This window comes from Haemophilus pittmaniae, assembly GCF_900186995.1.
In the GTDB taxonomy this organism is placed as follows: Bacteria; Pseudomonadota; Gammaproteobacteria; order Enterobacterales; family Pasteurellaceae; genus Haemophilus_D; species Haemophilus_D pittmaniae.
Genome location: NZ_LT906463.1, coordinates 874,033 through 892,484, shown reverse-complemented (window position 1 = coordinate 892,484; position 18,452 = coordinate 874,033). Strand labels below are relative to the sequence as shown.

At 42.6% G+C, this 18,452-nt stretch carries 19 protein-coding genes; 4 read left to right on the top strand and 15 right to left on the bottom strand.

The features are described 5' to 3' along the window. Positions 1-134 precede the first annotated feature (134 nt). The 4 genes from cpxA to yejK all read right to left on the bottom strand — a co-directional run bounded on the left by cpxA (position 135) and on the right by yejK (position 3,852). Positions 135-1,532: an envelope stress sensor histidine kinase CpxA gene (gene cpxA / locus CKV74_RS04480; RefSeq protein WP_095176792.1), complete on the bottom strand. Its 1,398-nt coding sequence runs from the start codon at positions 1,530-1,532 to the stop codon at positions 135-137. After that, a complete protein-coding gene (locus CKV74_RS04475; protein ID WP_007242216.1) occupies positions 1,532-2,248 on the bottom strand; it encodes a response regulator in 717 nt (238 codons plus the stop codon). Before CKV74_RS04475 ends, cpxA begins: the two co-directional genes overlap by 1 nt. A 98-nt stretch (positions 2,249-2,346) precedes the next feature. Then, positions 2,347-2,769 carry an outer membrane protein assembly factor BamE gene (gene bamE / locus CKV74_RS04470; RefSeq protein WP_007242233.1) on the bottom strand — a complete coding sequence of 141 codons (423 nt, stop codon included), beginning with the start codon at positions 2,767-2,769 and terminating at the stop codon, positions 2,347-2,349. Between the two features lie 66 nt (positions 2,770-2,835). Beyond that, the gene (yejK, locus tag CKV74_RS04465) at positions 2,836-3,852 is read right to left on the bottom strand and encodes a nucleoid-associated protein YejK (RefSeq protein WP_007242232.1); all 1,017 of its coding nucleotides are present in this window, start codon (positions 3,850-3,852) and stop codon (positions 2,836-2,838) included. Between the two features lie 123 nt (positions 3,853-3,975). On the opposite strand from yejK, the gene CKV74_RS04460 reads away from it, so the two are divergent. The 4 genes from CKV74_RS04460 to CKV74_RS04445 all read left to right on the top strand — a co-directional run bounded on the left by CKV74_RS04460 (position 3,976) and on the right by CKV74_RS04445 (position 7,412). Continuing rightward, positions 3,976-4,191, top strand: a complete 216-nt coding sequence (locus CKV74_RS04460) for a DUF1414 domain-containing protein (RefSeq protein WP_095176791.1) — start codon at positions 3,976-3,978, stop codon at positions 4,189-4,191. A gap of 4 nt (positions 4,192-4,195) precedes the next feature. After that, entirely contained in the window at positions 4,196-5,941 is a 1,746-nt protein-coding gene (locus CKV74_RS04455) for a DUF3413 domain-containing protein (RefSeq protein ID WP_095176790.1), read from the top strand. Between the two features lie 177 nt (positions 5,942-6,118). Then, a complete protein-coding gene (locus CKV74_RS04450; RefSeq protein WP_007242228.1) occupies positions 6,119-7,111 on the top strand; it encodes an amidohydrolase family protein in 993 nt (330 codons plus the stop codon). 16 nt (positions 7,112-7,127) lie between these two features. Beyond that, positions 7,128-7,412: a putative quinol monooxygenase gene (locus CKV74_RS04445; RefSeq protein ID WP_007242197.1), complete on the top strand. Its 285-nt coding sequence runs from the start codon at positions 7,128-7,130 to the stop codon at positions 7,410-7,412. 154 nt (positions 7,413-7,566) lie between these two features. On the opposite strand, the gene fis is transcribed toward CKV74_RS04445, so the two are convergent. From fis to accB, 11 genes are all read right to left on the bottom strand, one after another. Continuing rightward, positions 7,567-7,866, bottom strand: a complete 300-nt coding sequence (gene fis / locus CKV74_RS04440; protein ID WP_007242155.1) for a DNA-binding transcriptional regulator Fis — start codon at positions 7,864-7,866, stop codon at positions 7,567-7,569. Further along, positions 7,860-8,840, bottom strand: coding sequence for a tRNA dihydrouridine synthase DusB (dusB, locus tag CKV74_RS04435; RefSeq protein WP_007242205.1), 981 nt, complete (start codon positions 8,838-8,840; stop codon positions 7,860-7,862). The genes fis and dusB overlap by 7 nt, the downstream gene beginning before the upstream one ends. A 230-nt stretch (positions 8,841-9,070) precedes the next feature. Then, entirely contained in the window at positions 9,071-9,952 is an 882-nt protein-coding gene (prmA, locus tag CKV74_RS04430; RefSeq protein ID WP_007242222.1) for a 50S ribosomal protein L11 methyltransferase, read from the bottom strand. A 92-nt stretch (positions 9,953-10,044) separates the two neighbouring features. Then, positions 10,045-10,914, bottom strand: coding sequence for a DMT family transporter (locus CKV74_RS04425; RefSeq protein WP_007242168.1), 870 nt, complete (start codon positions 10,912-10,914; stop codon positions 10,045-10,047). 11 nt (positions 10,915-10,925) lie between these two features. Beyond that, the gene (gene panF / locus CKV74_RS04420) at positions 10,926-12,356 is read right to left on the bottom strand and encodes a sodium/pantothenate symporter (protein WP_007242256.1); all 1,431 of its coding nucleotides are present in this window, start codon (positions 12,354-12,356) and stop codon (positions 10,926-10,928) included. Next, the gene (locus tag CKV74_RS04415) at positions 12,353-12,622 is read right to left on the bottom strand and encodes a YhdT family protein (protein WP_007242236.1); all 270 of its coding nucleotides are present in this window, start codon (positions 12,620-12,622) and stop codon (positions 12,353-12,355) included. Before CKV74_RS04415 ends, panF begins: the two co-directional genes overlap by 4 nt. A gap of 241 nt (positions 12,623-12,863) precedes the next feature. Beyond that, a complete protein-coding gene (locus CKV74_RS04410) occupies positions 12,864-14,297 on the bottom strand; it encodes a surface lipoprotein assembly modifier (RefSeq protein WP_007242177.1) in 1,434 nt (477 codons plus the stop codon). A gap of 71 nt (positions 14,298-14,368) precedes the next feature. Beyond that, complete coding sequence (locus CKV74_RS04405; RefSeq protein ID WP_007242201.1) at positions 14,369-15,139, bottom strand: Slam-dependent surface lipoprotein; 771 nt, start codon at positions 15,137-15,139, stop codon at positions 14,369-14,371. A gap of 348 nt (positions 15,140-15,487) precedes the next feature. Further along, positions 15,488-16,237 (bottom strand): Slam-dependent surface lipoprotein, encoded by a 750-nt coding sequence (locus tag CKV74_RS04400; RefSeq protein WP_007242241.1) that lies wholly within the window; start codon positions 16,235-16,237, stop codon positions 15,488-15,490. A 255-nt stretch (positions 16,238-16,492) separates the two neighbouring features. Then, a complete protein-coding gene (gene accC, locus CKV74_RS04395; protein ID WP_007242248.1) occupies positions 16,493-17,839 on the bottom strand; it encodes an acetyl-CoA carboxylase biotin carboxylase subunit in 1,347 nt (448 codons plus the stop codon). A gap of 58 nt (positions 17,840-17,897) precedes the next feature. After that, positions 17,898-18,359: an acetyl-CoA carboxylase biotin carboxyl carrier protein gene (gene accB, locus CKV74_RS04390; protein ID WP_007242220.1), complete on the bottom strand. Its 462-nt coding sequence runs from the start codon at positions 18,357-18,359 to the stop codon at positions 17,898-17,900. Between the last annotated feature and the right edge of the window lie 93 nt (positions 18,360-18,452).

Here is an 18,452-nt window from a genome sequence, read left to right as displayed (position 1 = left end):
AGAAATGATGAATTTATAACCAAATCAGTATTTTTTCAGAAAAAATGAATTAGCGATTATTTTTAAAATCAACACTAATAAAATCAATAACTTAGCTTTTATTTTTCAAAAAACTTAAATTTTTGAAGGGGCGTTTACTGCCAGAGTGGTAACTGAATGATGACGGCCAAACCGCCTAATGGACTTTGTTCTGCCCAAACTTTCCCTTGGTGTTCGTTGATCACGTTCGCCACGATCGCCAATCCCAATCCTGTGCCCCCGGTAGAACGGGTACGGGTTTCATCCACCCGATAGAAAGGTTTAAAAATATTTTCGAATTCAGACGGATCCAACCCTGCCCCATTATCATCAACTCGAATACGTAAGTATTCATTTTTTTCGTCTTCCTGCAGAAAAATTTTGAGCGCGATAGCATCCTTCGTATATTTGAGGGCATTACGCACAATATTTTCGGTTGCACTTTGTAACAAATCCAGATTTCCATAAATTGGCAATTGTCCCGGTTGTTCAATTTGAATACTTAGATTAAAACGGATACCGCGATGTTTTGCTTCAAATTGGGCGTCTTTCACAACATCTAACCAAATCTGATCGATACTGAAAATCTCATGTTGAATACGTGAATCCATTTGCTGCCGGGAAAGTAACAACAATTCACTAATCATTTTATCCATCCGCCCGATTTCTTTTTCGATGCGTTGTACCGATTCTGTTTCGCCGACTTGATGACGTATCAATGCAACGGATAATTGCAAGCGGGTAAGTGGAGTTTTCAACTCGTGGGAGATAGAAGAAAGTAAATTGTGATGGTTAGAAATCAAATTATCAATCGCTGCCGACATTTTATTAAAACTACTTCCGACTTCGCGAAATTCCGCCGGTCCGCTAGCTGCCAGCTGAGGATCTACCTTAAAGTTTCCTGCAGCAACATTGTTGGCTGCTTTTTGTAAACGGGTGATCGGTTTCACGATGGTGTAGGTAAACCACCATAATAACGGTGTCGTAATCAACAAAGCGAGACCGAGCAACAACCAAGGGTTATCCAACATATAGCGGAGAATTTCTTGTTGGCTATCTACATAGGAAAGAAAAAATAATGAATAAGGATCTTCTGCCTCATCAACATAAAGAGGAAAAGGGCCGGCAATTTGCAAATCACGAAAATTTTTACGTTTCGGTGGAGAAAAACTATCGGTATTTTCAGCAAAGCGGATCAGATCTAGCTTTTCACTATTTAACGCGCCCATGATTTGATGGGTCTTTGTATCGATTAAAACCGGACGGGCTGCATCAAAACGATCGCTAGGCAATACAGGTACACCGGAAATAATCGCTTTGATTTTATTAGAACGGATCGATTCAACCAATTTCTTTTGATAAAAAGCTATTTCACTTTCATTCAGGGCGGAATAGGTACGAGTATCAAAATAGGGCAATGCTACCAACATTGCCACTAATGTTAGAAAAGAAAACCAGAAAACACTGAATGTGCGAACTGTTAAATGGTTGAAGTTGATCAATTTATAGCGCATTACTCGGTAACCAACAAATAACCACTACCCCGCATGGTTTTTAACCAAGGTGTACCGTCTTCACGCAACGGCAGTTTACGGCGTAAATTGGACATATGCATATCAATGGTACGATCCGCAGCCATTAATTTTTTACCAAGTACTTCATAGCTGAGTTCTTCACGGGAAATCACCCGACCTTGAGAACAGGCTAATTTTTGCAATAGCGCAAATTCGGTACCGGTGAGATTAAGGTCGCTACCGTTATAAAACGCCTGCTGATGGCCGGTTAATAATTTTAGCCCACCGAATTCGATAGTACCTTCGTCAAATAAACGATCCGGTACTTTAGATGCATGACCAGCAAATGGCGATTGTTGTTCAGTGCGACGTAAAATCGCTTTAATACGGGCAATTAGTTCACGATCATTGAACGGTTTCGGCAGATAATCATCGGCTCCTAATTCAAGCCCCAAGACTCGGTCAATATCTTCGCCACGCGCTGTTAGCATCATCACCGGCACCTGCGATTTTTGCCGAATTTGCTTTAAAGTTTCAATACCGTTAAGCACCGGCATCATCACATCGAGTAGCACCAATTGATAGCTACTGTCTAATTTATCCAAGGCTTCCTGTCCATTATTGGCAACATCTACATCAAACCCACTGAAGCGCAATACTTCAGCCAGTAACTCGGTGAGTTCAACATCATCATCAACCAATAAAATCCTTGACATTATTTCCTCCAAAATTCAGATATCTTGTTACAAATTCGTTACGGATTAGTTGCAAATAAGATAAAAATACCTGCTTGAGCGATCAAGCAGGTATTCTATCATTTCCAGAATTGCCACCAACGTTTCGACTTATTCGATGCGCTCTCCGGCGTACTAATAATAGTATTGTTAGCATCTTGATGAGCCACTTCCGGCAATGGTTTATCCAAATCCACCGCAGTAACCACGCCTTGTGGGTTATAATTCACTACAAAAGTATGTTGAACCGGTTTTTGATAAGACTGTTGCTCTAAGAATACGTAATACCAAGTTAAATTGCTGTAAGGATCAATTAATACCGGCGTACCTAAAAGATACTGTACCTGCGGTGCTGTCATGCCCGGTTTTACCTGTGCAACGGTTGCCGCTTCTAAATAATTACCCTGCGGCACATCAATTCGATAAACCACTTTCTGCACGCTAGAACAGGAAGTGAGTGCGAGCGCTAAAACCGCCGCACCGAAAAACGTTTTAAATTGCATTAATATCTACCTTTTAAAGACGAAAATATTGGCCGAATGATACCGAAAGTTTATAGCCTTGCCAAATTAATTATCGGTTTTCAGTGCTTTTTGCAACTGATCTTTTAAGTTTGGCGGAATCCCTTTAATGGTTAGAGTATCCGTTATTGGATCCCAATAAATTCGTTGATTAAGTAAATCGGCATCAAAGCTTAAGCTGACCCCTTTGCCGGCACCGGAAAATTTAGTGAGACTTTTTAACGTTGCACGTAACGGCGGAATATTTTCTTCCAAACCGTACTCCTGCTCTTCGGCAAAATTGACAAACGGTTTGTCGTTTAAAGTAGGTAAATTGGCAGAAAGTTCGGTTAAAGCAATGTCATCACCTTCAGCCAATTGTCCCTTACAATATTCAAATACCTGTTTTTTAACCGCTTGGGTCTGTTCTTTATTCAATTCACCGGCTTCACAATAATCACTAACCGCTTGTAATAAACATTGATTTTGTAACTGTGGATTAAAACCTTCCTCAGCCCCTAAGAAATCCATAAAAAAGTCACTAATTTTACGGCCGACACGCCCCTTGATAAAAGTCAGGTAACGGTTGGAATTTGCATTAATTTGCAACTCAGTCAAATTAATCCGAGCAGCAATATCAAATTGCGTAATATCCAAGTAACTCGTGCGATGGATATCCAAGTGTTCATCCACCAACATACTGCTACGGCTATCCAACAACGCGATAAACAAATAATCGGTTGCCAAGAAATTATAGCGGCAAAGAATTAAGGTTCCGCTATCGGCAAAATTATATTTGCCCAACTCTGCTGCTAATAATTTGGTGGACTGTTGACTAAATCCTAAAAACTCCATCTCATTTTCCAACAAGCGGTTCAATAGTTGGGCAAAAAGAGAGTCTTCCTTAAACAAACCGAAGGCCTTGGTTTTATTTTGGTAACCTTGATGCAGTTGCAACATCATTTGTTCAACTTCTGGCGTCACGCTCAGTAATTGCTCACGAAGAATTGATTGCATGTTGGTTTGTTCGTTTTCACTGTGTTTTACCAATTGGTGCAACACGATTTGATTTACGCTGATACTCATATTCTTTCCTTAGTCAAAGGGAACAAAATTCTACCGCATTTTGCCCGTTTTAAAAATAATTGCTATTCAGCTCAGGGCAATAATCAGGTATCATAAGCGCAATTTTTTGATTTGGATCTTCCCATGGCACAACGTTCAAAATATTCCGATGCACAAGTTAACGCGATTGCCGGCGAAATGATTGGCATATTGGAAAATCATAAAGCGCCCGCCGATTTAGCGCTTATCGTATTAGGTAATTTGGCCAGCAACATCTTAACCGCCAATGTACCTGTTGCCCAACGCGAAGCCGTTGCTCAGGCTTTTGCCAATTCACTCATCAATGCAATAAAAAAATAATCCGATGTGGTGGTTTAAGAAAGGTTTCAATGGCCGCGAATACCGCGAAGAAACTTCACGAAAAATTTCGTGGGGGCATTGGTTTGCTTTTTTTAATATCATCATCGCAATTCTTATTGGTTCCCGTTACGCCTTTCTCATCGATTGGCCGGATACTTTAGCGGGACGACTGTATTTTTTTGTCAGCCTGTTAGGGCATTTCAGTTTCTGTGTTTTTGCCCTGTATTTGTTGGTCATTTTTCCGCTCAGTTTTCTGATCAAGAATAACCGCACTTTCCGAGGTCTCACAGTAATTATTGCAACGCTTGGCAGTACCTTGTTACTCTTTGATACGGAAGTATTTGCCCGTTTCAACCTGCACCTGTCCTCAGTCGTTTGGAATCTGCTGGTTAACCCTGAAAATGGCGAACTTTCGCGAGATTGGCAGATTTTCTTCGCGCCAATGCCAATTATTTTAATGCTACAAATGCTATTTTCACGCTGGAGTTGGCAGAAGCTACGCAGTTTGGAACGACAAAAGTGGTTAAAATCAGTTGGTCTTACGCTCACCCTTACATTCATCGCAACCCATCTAATCTATGCTTGGGCGGACGCTTTTGTGTATCGACCAATCACGATGCAGCGTTCGAACTTCCCGCTTTCCTATCCGATGACTGCGCGTACCTTCTTAGAAAAACAAGGATTTATTGACCGCGAAGAATATAGCCAAAAATTGGAGCAAGAGGGGCGTCCAGATGCTCCTAAGATTAACTACCCGAAACAACCCTTACAGTTTGCCGCACTTACACAAAAACCAAACCTTCTAATTATCACGATTTCCGGCTTACGTGTTGATGCTGTAGATAACGAAAAAATGCCTAAACTCAATGAGTTTGCCGAAAGCGCGACAAGTTTTACCAACCATTACAGTACTGGTAACAGTAATAATGCCGGATTGGTAGGCATTTTCTATGGCCTCAACGCCAATTACACCGACAGTATCTTACGTGCCCATACGCCATCGGTACTAATCGATAAACTACAAAGTGAAAAATATCGCTTCGGTTTATTCTCGGCCCAAAACTTCAAGGATAGCCTTTTCCGCCAAGCCTTGTTCCGGGGTTTGAAAACGACCAAAGTCAATAATGGTAATGAGGGGGCGGTACAGGCATATCTCAGTTTTATCGCCCAACAAAATGAGCAACAGCCTTGGTTTAGCTATGTTGATCTGGATCTTAAAGGTACCACCGAAGCCGAATATCGCGGCGCACTAACTGCTCTAGATGGCCAATTGGAAAAATTATTAAGCGCGACCCCATTAAACAACAGCATGGTGATTATCACCGCTGAACACGGTCTTAGTTTTGATGCCCAAGCTAACAAAGCAGAGGAAAACTATTTCGGGCGAGATATGATTCAAGTGCCGTTATTCGTGTATTGGAAGGAGCTGCCTATTGGACATCGTAACGAATTAACCAGTCACACCGATATTCTACCGGCGCTTATGAACGATATTTTTAATACTCAAAATCCTCTCGCTGATTACGCCCAAGGACATAATTTATTCAATTTGTCTGGTGATAATTGGGTATTAGCTTCCAACCATCGCTGGAACGTAATCATTACACCGGATGGCAACCAATACCATATTGATAACAAAGGGAACTACAAAAAATTTGATGCGGATTACCATGAACAGTCATCCAGTCGGCCACCGCTCGGATTATTCCTAGATGTATTCAAACTGGAACGGCGCTTTTTTGACAAATAAAAAATAGCTTTTTGGGCGTTGAACGCTTATACTCAGCGCCCGTTCAAGACGAAAAGATGTTATTAATTAAAATCAGAGAATTTTTCATAACATTGTAAACATTCCCAGCGGATTACCGCCCTTTTTCTAATTAATGCTCTTCAACGTCGCCCTTCTTTTCTTTTTGACGGAGTTATTATGAAAAATCATGTGCGTAGTTTTAAAACCTACATCCGCGATGAAATTATCAAAAAAGGGGGCTGGGTAAACGCCCACGCACACGCCGACCGCGCCTTTACCATGACACCGGAAAAAATCGGCATCTACCATTCCAGTAACTTGCAACAAAAATGGGATTTGGTGGATGAGGTTAAACGTACTTCATCGGTGGATGATTATTACGCCCGCTTCTGTCAAGCCATCGAATTAATGATTTCACAAGGGGTTACCGCCTTCGGAACCTTTGTGGATATCGACCCAATTTGCGAAGATCGCGCCATTATCGCTGCACATAAAGCACGCGAAGTCTATAAACATGACATCATCTTAAAATTCGCCAACCAAACCTTAAAAGGCGTAATCGAACCAACCGCGCGTAAATGGTTTGACATTGGCTCAGAAATGGTCGATATGATTGGCGGATTGCCTTATCGTGATGAATTGGATTATGGACGAGGCTTAGAAGCCATGGATATTTTGCTCGATAAAGCCAAATCCTTAGGCATTATGTGCCATGTCCACGTGGATCAATTCAATAATCCAAATGAAAAAGAAACCGAACAACTCTGTGATAAAGCCATCGAACACGGTATGCAAGGGCGCGTTGTTGGTATTCATGGCATTTCCATTGGCGCGCATTCCAAAGAGTATCGTTATCAACTTTATGAAAAAATGCGCCAAGCTAAAATGATGATGATTGCCTGCCCAATGGCTTGGATTGACAGTAACCGTAAAGAAGATTTACAACCATTCCATAATGCGCTAACGCCGGCGGATGAAATGATCCCGGAAGGAATTACGGTAGCACTTGGTACCGATAATATTTGCGATTATATGGTGCCGTTATGTGAAGGGGATCTCTGGCAGGAACTTAGCCTATTGGCTGCCGGTTGCCGCTTCCCACACTTAGATGCCATGATTAATATCGCCAGCATCAACGGCCGTAAAGTTTTAGGATTGGATCCGGTTTAATTGAGAGGAGGAGAAAATGATTGGTGTTTATGCAACCGGTCTGGTAAAAACCGACCAACAAGCCGCCTTTATCGAACTAGCCCAACAATTTATTAAAGAAAGCAGAACTCACGCAGGCTGCATCAGTTATGACTGTGGTGCGGTTAACGATAAACCGGGTTATTATTGCTTTATTGAACGTTGGGCCGATAAACAGGCATTAGACGCCCATTTGGCTAGTCCATTTTTCCAACAACATGCGCCCCAATTAGTCGCATTACTGGAAAATGGCTTGGATATCAATGTTCTTGAGCTGATTTAAGATTTTTTAACAACCTATAATAAAATCAATGAGTTACAGGTTATTTTAAGAAAAACTCCAAAAAACAAGGCAGCGTTTTAAACGCTGCCTTTTATGTTGTTAGGATTCAGATATAAAAAAAGCGGCAATGATGCCGCTTGACTGTTTGTTCCGATTAGCCCATACCGTATTTTTTCAATTTTTTACGTAAGGTACCACGGTTAATGCCTAACATATTCGCTGCACGGGTTTGATTACCGCGCGTATATTGCATAACCATATCCAACATCGGGTGCTCAACTTCCGCCAAAACCAATTCATAGAGATCATTCACATCTTGACCATCCAATTGGGAAAGGTAATTGCGTAATGCTTGTTTTACCGAATCGCGCAAAGGCTTGTTGGTCACTTGTGCTTGTGAGTTTAACACCGAAACCGTTAAGGCCTCGGCCGGACTACGTTGTTGTTCTAACATTTTTCTTTATCCAAAAGTGAATTTAAAAACTCTTCCAATACCGCCAACTGAGCCGCCGGCTCAGTGATGGCATTAAAAGTCTGTCTAAAAACGGAATCAGGTTGAATTCCCTGTAAATACCAAGCCACATGCTTACGGGCAATACGATAACCTTTTTGGCAACCATAAAAGCGATGAAGTTCACTTATATGTTGCAAGATTTGTGCGCATTTTTCACGTAAGTCCGGCATTTGGACGTTCGAGCCATGCTCAATTAAGCCTTCCACTGACCGAAATAGCCAGGGATTGCCCAATGCGGCACGGCCGATCATAATTGCATCGGCATTGGTCTCGGCCAATACCTGCTGTGCTTTTTCAGCACTACCAATATCACCGTTAGCGATTATCGGTATGCCTACCGCCTGTTTTACTGCCCGAATACTTTGATATTCCGCAGCGCCCTCAAATAAACAGGCCCGGGTTCGCCCATGGATGGTTAACGCGGCAATTCCCGATTGCTCGGCAATCTTGGCGATATCCACACAATTGCGATGGGATTTATCCCAACCGGTACGAATTTTTAAGGTCACCGGTACATCAACGGCACTCACTACCGCTTTTAAAATCTGCTCCACTAATTCGGGAAATTGTAAAAGCGCAGAGCCGGCAAGTTTACGATTGACCTTTTTGGCCGGACAGCCCATGTTGATGTCGATGATCTGTGCGCCATATTCCACATTGATCGCGGCTGCTTGAGCCATTTCCAAGGGATCAGCGCCGGCGATTTGCACGGCATTTAAACCGGCATCACGGCTATGGCTTAAACGGAGTTTGGATTTTTCCGTATGCCATACTTGCGGGTTGGCGGACATCATTTCCGAAAAGGTTAAACCGGCACCATAATGAGCGCATAAACGGCGAAACGGCTGATCGGTGATTCCGGCCATAGGCGCCAGCAAAATGCGATTTTTTAATTCATAAGAACCAATCCGCATTGTTAGCTAAACCTCCGAGAACCCAATTACGACAAGCCTTGGCCCGTCGACAAGGGGTGTTATCATACGCACTTTGCCAACCTTTGCAAAGTAAATTTTGTTTAAAAAATGCACTTTTTTTGATTGACAAATACGTTTTCACCCCCTCTTTAACCCATTTTTATTAGCTATAAAATTGGCATAAAAAAAGCAATGTCCACAAGACATTGCTCTATAAAAATCAAAAGCGTTTAACGTTTTAGCCCGGTAATGCGGCACCATTCTTCACGGACTGCTACCGGTTCTAAATCAAAGGACGCTTGATAAGCTTGGCAAACCGATGCCGATTGGCTTTCTAAGATACCGGATAATCCCAAATCACCTTGCGGCTTAACCAATTGGGAAATAATTGGATAAAGCTCTTTCAATGGGCCAGCCAAAATATTCGCTACAACCACATCAGCTTGTAAATCCGTCGGTTTATCCTCCGATAAAAAGAGCTGCAAACGATCCGCTACGCCGTTCTGTTCAGCATTATTACGACTGGCTAAAATTGCCTGAGGATCGATATCAATACCGATAGCCTGTTTCGCCCCCAGTTTTAATGCCGCAATTGCTAAAATTCCTGAACCACAACCAAAATCAATGACTGTTTTGCCTTGCAAATCTAATCCATCCAACCATTCTAAACAAAGCGCCGTGGTTGGGTGGGTGCCGGTCCCAAAGGCGAGGCCTGGGTCAAGCATCACATTAACTGCGTGCGGATCAGGAATTTCACGCCAGCTTGGACAAATCCATAAACGTTTACCAAATTGCATTGGGTGGAAATTATCCATCCATTCACGTTCCCAATCCTTATCTTCGATTTGTTCAATCTTATAGGCGCTTTGCGCATTTAAATGTCCTTCTGCAGACAATTGTGCGACGATTTCCTGCATATCGGTTTCCGCATCAAACAATGCGATAACATCGGTATTACCCCACAAACGGGTTTCTCCCGGCAAAGGTTCAAAAATTGGCGTATCCTGACTATCCATAAAAGTCACTGACACCGCACCGATATCCGTTAGGAAATCGCTCATTTGCTCGGCCTGTTCGTTAGTACTGTTGATTCGAATTTGAACCCACGCCATATTCTTTTCCTTTTTTATCTAATAAATTGTTTACATTATTCCAAAATCACCGCGGTGTTTAAACCCGAAAGCGTTGAAATTGTTTTGAATCCTTAGTTCTTTTTTAATAACTTCGGCAGCAAACTAGCGCCAATAGTAGAAGCAATAATCAGTACAATCCCAAGGGAGGAAAGCCAAGAAAGTTGTTCTCCAAGCAATAACACCGCCAATAAACTACCGAAAATTGGTTCTAGTGCAACCAAAATACCGGAAATTTTTGCATCGACGGAATTTAGTCCCTTATTCCATAACCAAAATGCAAACCAGCTACAAGCGATGCCAAGATATAGCAAGCCGAAAAAGCCCAACCAATTAAATTCAATATGCCAACTTTCTGTGAGTAACAAAGTAAAAGGGATCGTTGCTATCGTGCCCAGCATAATCGTAATCGAGGTATAGGCTTCGGTACCGACACTCGCAATTACCTTCTTCGTCCAACGCAAACTAGCTGCAAAAACAATACTGGCCGCCAACACTAATAGGCAACCGAATACATTAATTTCACTATGTCCGCTATTATCTTGCCCACCGATAATCAATACACCCACGCCAATAAAAGCGAGTAAGCCACACAACCAATGGAACCATTTGGCCTTATCCTGAAAAAATAAATGGCCAATAAAAATCACACATAAGGGTTCTAGTCCTAACATCGTGCTAGCACTGGCGGCACTGGTATATTTGAGCCCAATAAATTGCAGTAAAAAAGTTGCCGTATAATTTAAAAAAGCCAACCACCACAACTGTTTACGCATCTCGCCCGATACGCCTTTCCAACGCCGCAGAAAGAGAGGCAACACAATCAGAGTGGCGATTAACAAACGAGCTTGAATCATCAATACTGGATCCAGCATGGCGAATACAAACTTGGCGGCGACGAAAGCACTACTCCAGATAAATAAGGCCAGAATTTGATAAATCATATTCCCTCCGTTTAATCTGCGTTTTTTGCTGCTCCATATCGATTACCAATTAAAAAGGCTGCCAACCCCAAAATAAGTGCCGGAACAATCGCATTAAAGCCTAACAATTTAATGCCAAATTGGCTTAAAGCAATATAACTACCGAGTCCAACAACCATTGAACTTAGTGCGCCCGTTGCATTCGCTTTATCCCAGTAAATTCCTAATACGATCACCCATAGAAAAGCCGCTTCCAAACCACCAAAGGCAAATAAATTCAACCAAATAATCATATCCGGCGGATTAAGCGCAGCACACACCAAAAGTGCACTAATGGCTAAGGTAATTAAAGACGAAATCCGACTGATGCGTTTTTCATTTTCAATTGCCTTTGGGCGCACCGATAAATACAAATCCTTGACAAAAATTGATGAGGATTGAATCAATTGCGCATCAATCGTCGACATAATGGCCGACATTGGTGCTGCCAAGAAAATACCGGCCACAATCGGTGGCAACACGGTTAACATCAAACTTGGAATAACCTGATCAGAAATTGTTAATTCCGGCAGAATTGCCCGTCCCAAGGCGCCTGATAAGGTCATCCCGAACATAATAATCGACAACACCACAGTACCGATCAGCATTCCGCTATGCAGCGCCTTACTATCCTTAAATGCCATACAGCGCACCGCCGTATGTGGTAAACCAATAACCCCAAAACAGACCAACACCCAAAAGGATGCCATAAAAGGTAAATCTAAGAAATTATTGGGCCCGAAAGGCGTGACTAAGGCCGGATCAATGTGAGTTAATTTAGTCATCGCTGCATCGACGCCACCCAAGGCATAAATCGTGCCCCCGAGCAAAATCAGCGTGCCCACAATCATCATCGTCCCTTGAATGGTATCGGTCAGAACCACTGCACGGAAACCACCGATAAAGGTATAGATGCCCACGGTAATGGCAAAAATCAATAGCGCCTGCGTATATGAAATGCCTATTGTGGTTTCTAATAGACGGGCTCCACCAATAAACTGCACGGTCATCGCGGCAAAAAATGCTAGCAATAACGCTACACTGGAAAGCCAGACTAAATATTTATTTTTATAACGATAAAGAAAAAGATCATTGAGGGTTAGCGCATTGGTTTCACGCGCCAATAACGCAAATTTTTTCCCTAATGCACCCAATGCCAGCCACACCGCTGGCACTTGAATCATCGCCAATAACACCCAGCCTAAGCCGTATTTATAGGCAGCTCCCGGCCCCCCCACAAAAGAACTGGCACTAGCATAGGTAGAGGCGGTGGTCATCGCCAACACAAAACCGGTCATTGAGCGATTCCCCACATAATATTCGGTTAAAAAATCGCCTTTGGTACGTTTGATATAAGCATAAAGTGCCACACCGAATACAAAGACCAAATAGATCACCAATGGCAGTATGATTCCTAAATTCATTGTTTATCCTCCGACTCATCTGTCTGTGTGGGAATCTCCAGGGAAATATCCTGATAAACAATGCGTAAAATCCAATACGCCAACACAATAAATAAAATCGGCAGATAAATGCAGGAAAGCTCAAACCACAGCGGGAATCCCAACGGTCCGGCAGTCCCCTTTGGCAAATAGGCGCATACACACCAACCAATCACATATAACAAACTTAATCCCAACGCCCAACGGGCTTCCTTCGCCGCTTGGCGATAGCGTTGCGATAATGTCATTTGATCCCTCCAAGGCATTTATCGAAAGGCAAATATTCTGCGCGATGGAGGTGCTAAATGCAATGCGTTGACCAGACTTTTTTCAGCTACAACAACGACAAAATCTGAGGATTTTTCGATTTCAAACACAACCCTAATAAAATCAATTAGTTACATTGTATTTTTAGAGAAACTTTTAAAATCGAGGGGGCGTTTGAAAAAGCACGGACGGCTAAAGCCGCCCGTATTGAGGATTAGAGGATTAGAAGGTTTTGCTCATTTCTAAGTAAATCCGATTTTTGTCATAACTATAAAACGGATGATTACTATCGATTTTTTGATATGCCCAAGTTAACCGAGGGGTGATTCCCCCAAAATAGAGATCGCGGTGCCAAATACTGAAAGCGCCGCTGTACTCGTTATTTTTCTGACGAATTTGGAAAAGATCGGCACCTTTGTAGGTTCGTCTCGCATAGCCTAAGGACACGCGAGTAGAAATTCCCCAAGACCATTCCTGCCCCCACCCCAAACGCACATTTTTACGTTGGTAGGCGTTATCCGCATCACGAGTATTTTCCCGACTATAATCCACACCCGCAAACCAATACTGACCATTTTGGGGATAATAAATCAGCGTATTTGACCAGAGATAATTGTTACCATTGAGGTGCTTGCGAGTAACGTAACGCTGTTCACCATATTCCAATGCGCCGGCATATTGCCATTGCGGATTGAGCCAATGATTCAGTTCTAGGCGTAACCCACTATTTTGGGAATAACGTTTTAATGACTTACTGCCTCTTGAGCCGCCAGCATACCAACGACGCTCCGTAAAGGGAATCGCGGAAAATTCTGTCCGGGCATTTTGATAACCTAAGCCGACACCAACTCGGGCTGTAAATTCATTATACTTTTTGTTATCCCAATAATATTTACCATTGCCTTCCAACAGTACTTTGCTAAACAAATGATTAGCCAGTGACCATTTTTTCTCAACATTGAGAGAATAAGATAATCCCCTTGCGCTTTCCCGCTCCCATGCCTGCCAGTTACCAATACGGGTTCCCGCCTTCGGTGCATTATTTATATTACTTTCATTGAGAAATGAAAGCCCGCCGGAAATCTTCCAACGATCACGTTGATTGAGCGCATTCAAATAAGCATCAAACAATCGCAAGTTTTCAGGATCTTGCTGAGTAGCTCGTAATTTTTGGAATTGATCCTGAGCCGCTTCATTATCATTATTTAAAAACAAAGCTTGCGCCAATTGATAACGAATTGCCAAATTTTCCGGTGCTTGGGCAAACAGACGACGATAATGACGAATCGCCAGCTCATATTGCCCTTGCTCACGGGCATCAATAGCTTGTGCCCATTGCAATAAAAATGGATCCTGCTGCGGCACATTTTGATACAACGGCAGGAGCAATTTCACCGCATTAGCGTTATTTTCTAACACCGCCGGAATCAATGCCCGCACAATAAGATCTGGGCGATTTGCCAGTTCCTGCTTGCTGAGATTGAGAGTTTGGCCTGATGTTTTTTGCGCTGCTTGTGAAAGGGATTGAGGCTGAGACGGCCGAGCAATGGACAAACGCTCATCTAAACTATCATTCTTTGACTGTGCAACTTCAGCCTGAACCAGAGGTGTGGATAGTATTGCTAGTAAACAACACATTAATGCATTCAACTTCATGAGATTACCCCGATAAACTTACAGAATAAAAAAGCAAGCCGATGCTTGCTTTTTCGATAGAACGGAGGTGTTTATTGTTGCGCTGCGAAAGCACCAGCCCAAGTTTTATCATCACCCAATACAACACCGCCCAATTCTTTGGCATTCTCACCATAGAATTTACCTTCGGTTTTACCTTGACCTAACTGCGGAGAATTTGCTGTACCGGAGAAACCATTGCCACTAATTGCTGCATCGATACTCACGGTTTCATATTCCACATCTGCATTACCAAAAGAACCTGTCAGCTTCTTAGTATTAAAATCTGCAGTAAAGGTTGCATAGCCTTGAGCATCATCTGTAGTGTATCCTGGAGCAGCCACTCTATGAATCAATCCATAGCCGTTATAAGTTACAACACCGCTTTCCGGCATAGTTTGAGTTTCGTTACCGGTATAGAACACGACATCTTTAAAATTGACTAAATCCCCAATTCTTCCAGCACCGACACGCACATCAGTGAATTTACTACAGCAAGATAGGCCACTTTTACTGCTCCAAATAGTGGCTGGATTCGCATCATAGGTCAGATCTAATTCTTGCCCTTCAACAGTAATTCGATTAATACCAGAACCGGTCACCGATAATTTGTCACCAGATAAACTATAAGAGGCCACGGCTGGCACTGATTGAACCGGATTATTTTGAGCCGGATTTGGCTGGGGTTGATTCTGTGCTGCGTTGTTATTGGCTTGTGGTGCCGCCGGCGCAGGTGCACTATCGCTACCACCACCGCTACTACAAGCAACCAACGTAAATGCGGTCAGGGCTGTAATTCCAAATTTTAAGATTAATTTTTTCATAGAGGATCCTAGGTATAATTGTAAATTTATAAAATCTGCAAATCGGGATGAGGTCCCGTAAAATTGAGTGGCGGATTCTAACAGAAGATTCCCCTAGGACCTATAGGGAGATTAACAGTTCAGCATAAAATCTCGCCATAAAATGGTGATTTATTATCAATAATGCTAGCTAGTTCACATTTTTTAAACCAAAGGAATAAATTGAACTACGAGGTTTTATAAAAAACCTATACATAAACCCCATACCTACTAAACAATAAACAGCATTAATGACCGACAGCAGCATTCAATGAATTTACACAATAAAAAAGCAAGCATTACGCTTGCTTTTTAAAAGGTGATTAGGCTCTATTGTTGTGCCGCAAAGACTGCACTCCAAGAATTATCATTACCCTGTGCAAGACCGCCTAATTCCTTGGCGTTGTTACCATAGAATTTACCTTCCGCTTTACCTTGGCCTAATTGAGCTGAGTTCGCCGTGCCAGAGAATCCATTACCATCAATTGCCGCATCAACATTTACCGTTTTACTATCCGCCGTAAAGGAACCTGTTAGTTTCTTCGCTGCAAAATCTGCGGTAAATACTGCGGTATTTTCTGCGGAGGCTGTATGCAAACCAGATGCATCACGAATAGCAGCATAGCCTTTATAGGTTGCCACACCATTATTTGGCATAGACTGAGTAGCATTACCGGTGTAGAACACAACATCTTCACCATTCACCTTAGACGCACCTACACGCACATCGCTAAACTTACCACAACAAACGTTTTGGCCGTTCAAGTTTTGCCAGGTACCGGCATAAAGGTTCGGATGAACCAAACGTAAAGTTTGTCCATTAACCACAATACTATTAATCCCCGAACCGCTTGTCGATAATTTTTTACCGCTTGTGGTATAAGCTACTGCAGCTGCAGTAGATGGTTGATTAGTATTATCTTGACCGGTTTGGTTCTGGTTAGACGGGGTCTGCGTTTGTACTGCATTATTATTGGCTTGCGGTACAGGATCACCATCATTGCCACCACCGCTACTACAAGCAGCTAAGGTAAATGCGGCAAGAACACTAAAGCCAAACTTTAGGAGATTTTTCTTCATGGGTTGCCCCTTCATTATTAAAATTATAGATTTTATAAAATAGGCAAATTAGGATTTGGTTCCCTAGATTGCGGGGAAAATTTTAACAAGAATTTCCCTTATAACCTATAGGGAAAATGGTAAATTTGTGTAAATCTTTGTAAAGAAGTGTAAATAAAACAACAACTTATGTGACATTAATCACATTTTCTCATGTTTACATAAAAAAATGGCAGATATTACTATCTGCCATTTTATTTATTACGAGATTAGCACTTAATCGTGCATTCCTAATTTCTTCTCTAAATAGTGAATATTGGTACCACCTTTTTGGAAGTTTTCATCTTCCAAAATCAATTCATGCAACGGAATATTGGTTTTGATACCATCAATAATAGTTTCCGATAAAGCATTTTGCATACGACGAATCGCTACTTCACGGGTATCACCGTAAGTGATCAGCTTGGCAATCATCGAATCATAGTGTGGAGGCACTGTATAACCGCCGTAGATATGGGAATCCCAGCGTACGCCTAAACCACCCGGTGAATGCAAATGCTCAACTTTCCCCGGTGAAGGAAGGAAGGTTCTTGGATCTTCTGCATTGATACGGCATTCGATTGCATGACCTTTCACTTTGATATCTTCCTGTTTGAAAGAAATCGGTAAGCCTGCAGCAATACGCAACTGCTCTTTTACTAAGTCTACACCGGTAATCATTTCAGTAACCGGGTGTTCCACCTGAATACGGGTGTTCATTTCAATGAAATAGAATTCGCCATTTTCATAAAGGAATTCGAAAGTACCCGCACCACGATAACCGATTTCTACGCAAGCTTTAGCACAACGCGAACCAATATCACGGCGTACTTCCTCAGTAATCCCTGGAGCAGGTGCTTCTTCCACCACTTTTTGGTGGCGACGCTGCATTGAACAATCGCGTTCAGCTAAATAAACGGCATTACCATGGGTATCTGCCAATACTTGGATTTCCACGTGACGTGGGTTTTCCAAATATTTTTCCATATACACCATGTCATTATTAAAGGCTGCTTTGGCTTCTGCTTTGGTCATCGCAATGGATTCTTCCAATGCGTCTTCATTGCGCACTACGCGCATACCACGACCACCGCCACCACCGGAAGCTTTAATAATGATCGGATAACCGATACGTTTAGCAATTTCTTTATTTTTCGCAATATCGTTACCGACCGGACCATCAGAACCCGGCACACAAGGTACGCCCGCTTTTTTCATCGCATGAATCGCGGAAACTTTATCGCCCATTAAACGAATCACATCGGCTGTTGGACCGATAAAAATAAATCCGGATTTCTCAACCTGTTCGGCAAAATCAGCATTTTCCGATAAGAAACCATATCCTGGGTGAATCGCATCAGCGCCGGTCACTTCTGCCGCGGCAATAATCGCCGGAATATTCAAATAACTTTTAGTTGAAGGCGCAGGACCAATGCAGACGGTTTCATCGGCCAATAAAACATGTTTTAAATCACGATCGGCGGTGGAATGCACGGCTACGGTTTTAATGCCTAATTCTTTACAGGCACGCAAAATACGTAAGGCGATTTCACCACGATTGGCAATTACCACTTTTTCTAACATAACAAATTCCGCTTGTAAAAAAATGACGGGAAACCCCGTCATTATTGAGTTTGGAGGATTATTCGATAACGATTAACGGTTGGTCGAATTCCACCGCTTCGCCGTCTTCAACAAGAATGGCTTTCACGACGCCGGCTTTATCGGCTTCGATGCGGTTCATCATTTTCATCGCTTCAACGATACATAATGCATCGCCGACTTTCACGCTTTGTCCCACTTCCACGAAAGCTTTAGCTTCCGGGCTTGGGCTACGGTAGAAGGTTCCAACCATTGGTGAACGCACTTGGTGACCGCTTACTTCAGCAGCTGCAGCACTAGCCGCTGGAGCTGCAGCTACCGGAGCGCTCGCTGCAGGGGCAGCTGCAACCGGTGCAGCTGCCGGCACGCTGTATTGAACAGGCGCTGCGGCAGGTGCAGCACGACTAATGCGAACTGTCCCCTCTTCTTCGGAAACCTCTAATTCGGTAATACCCGATTCTTCTACTAACTCAATGAGTTTTTTAATTTTACGAATGTCCATACGTTCTTCCTAAAAAAGTGAAAATAGAACCGCCCTTTGTACAAATCTCTCAAAGGACGGCTTATAGAAATGGAGTTTTGCGCGCGCAAGATT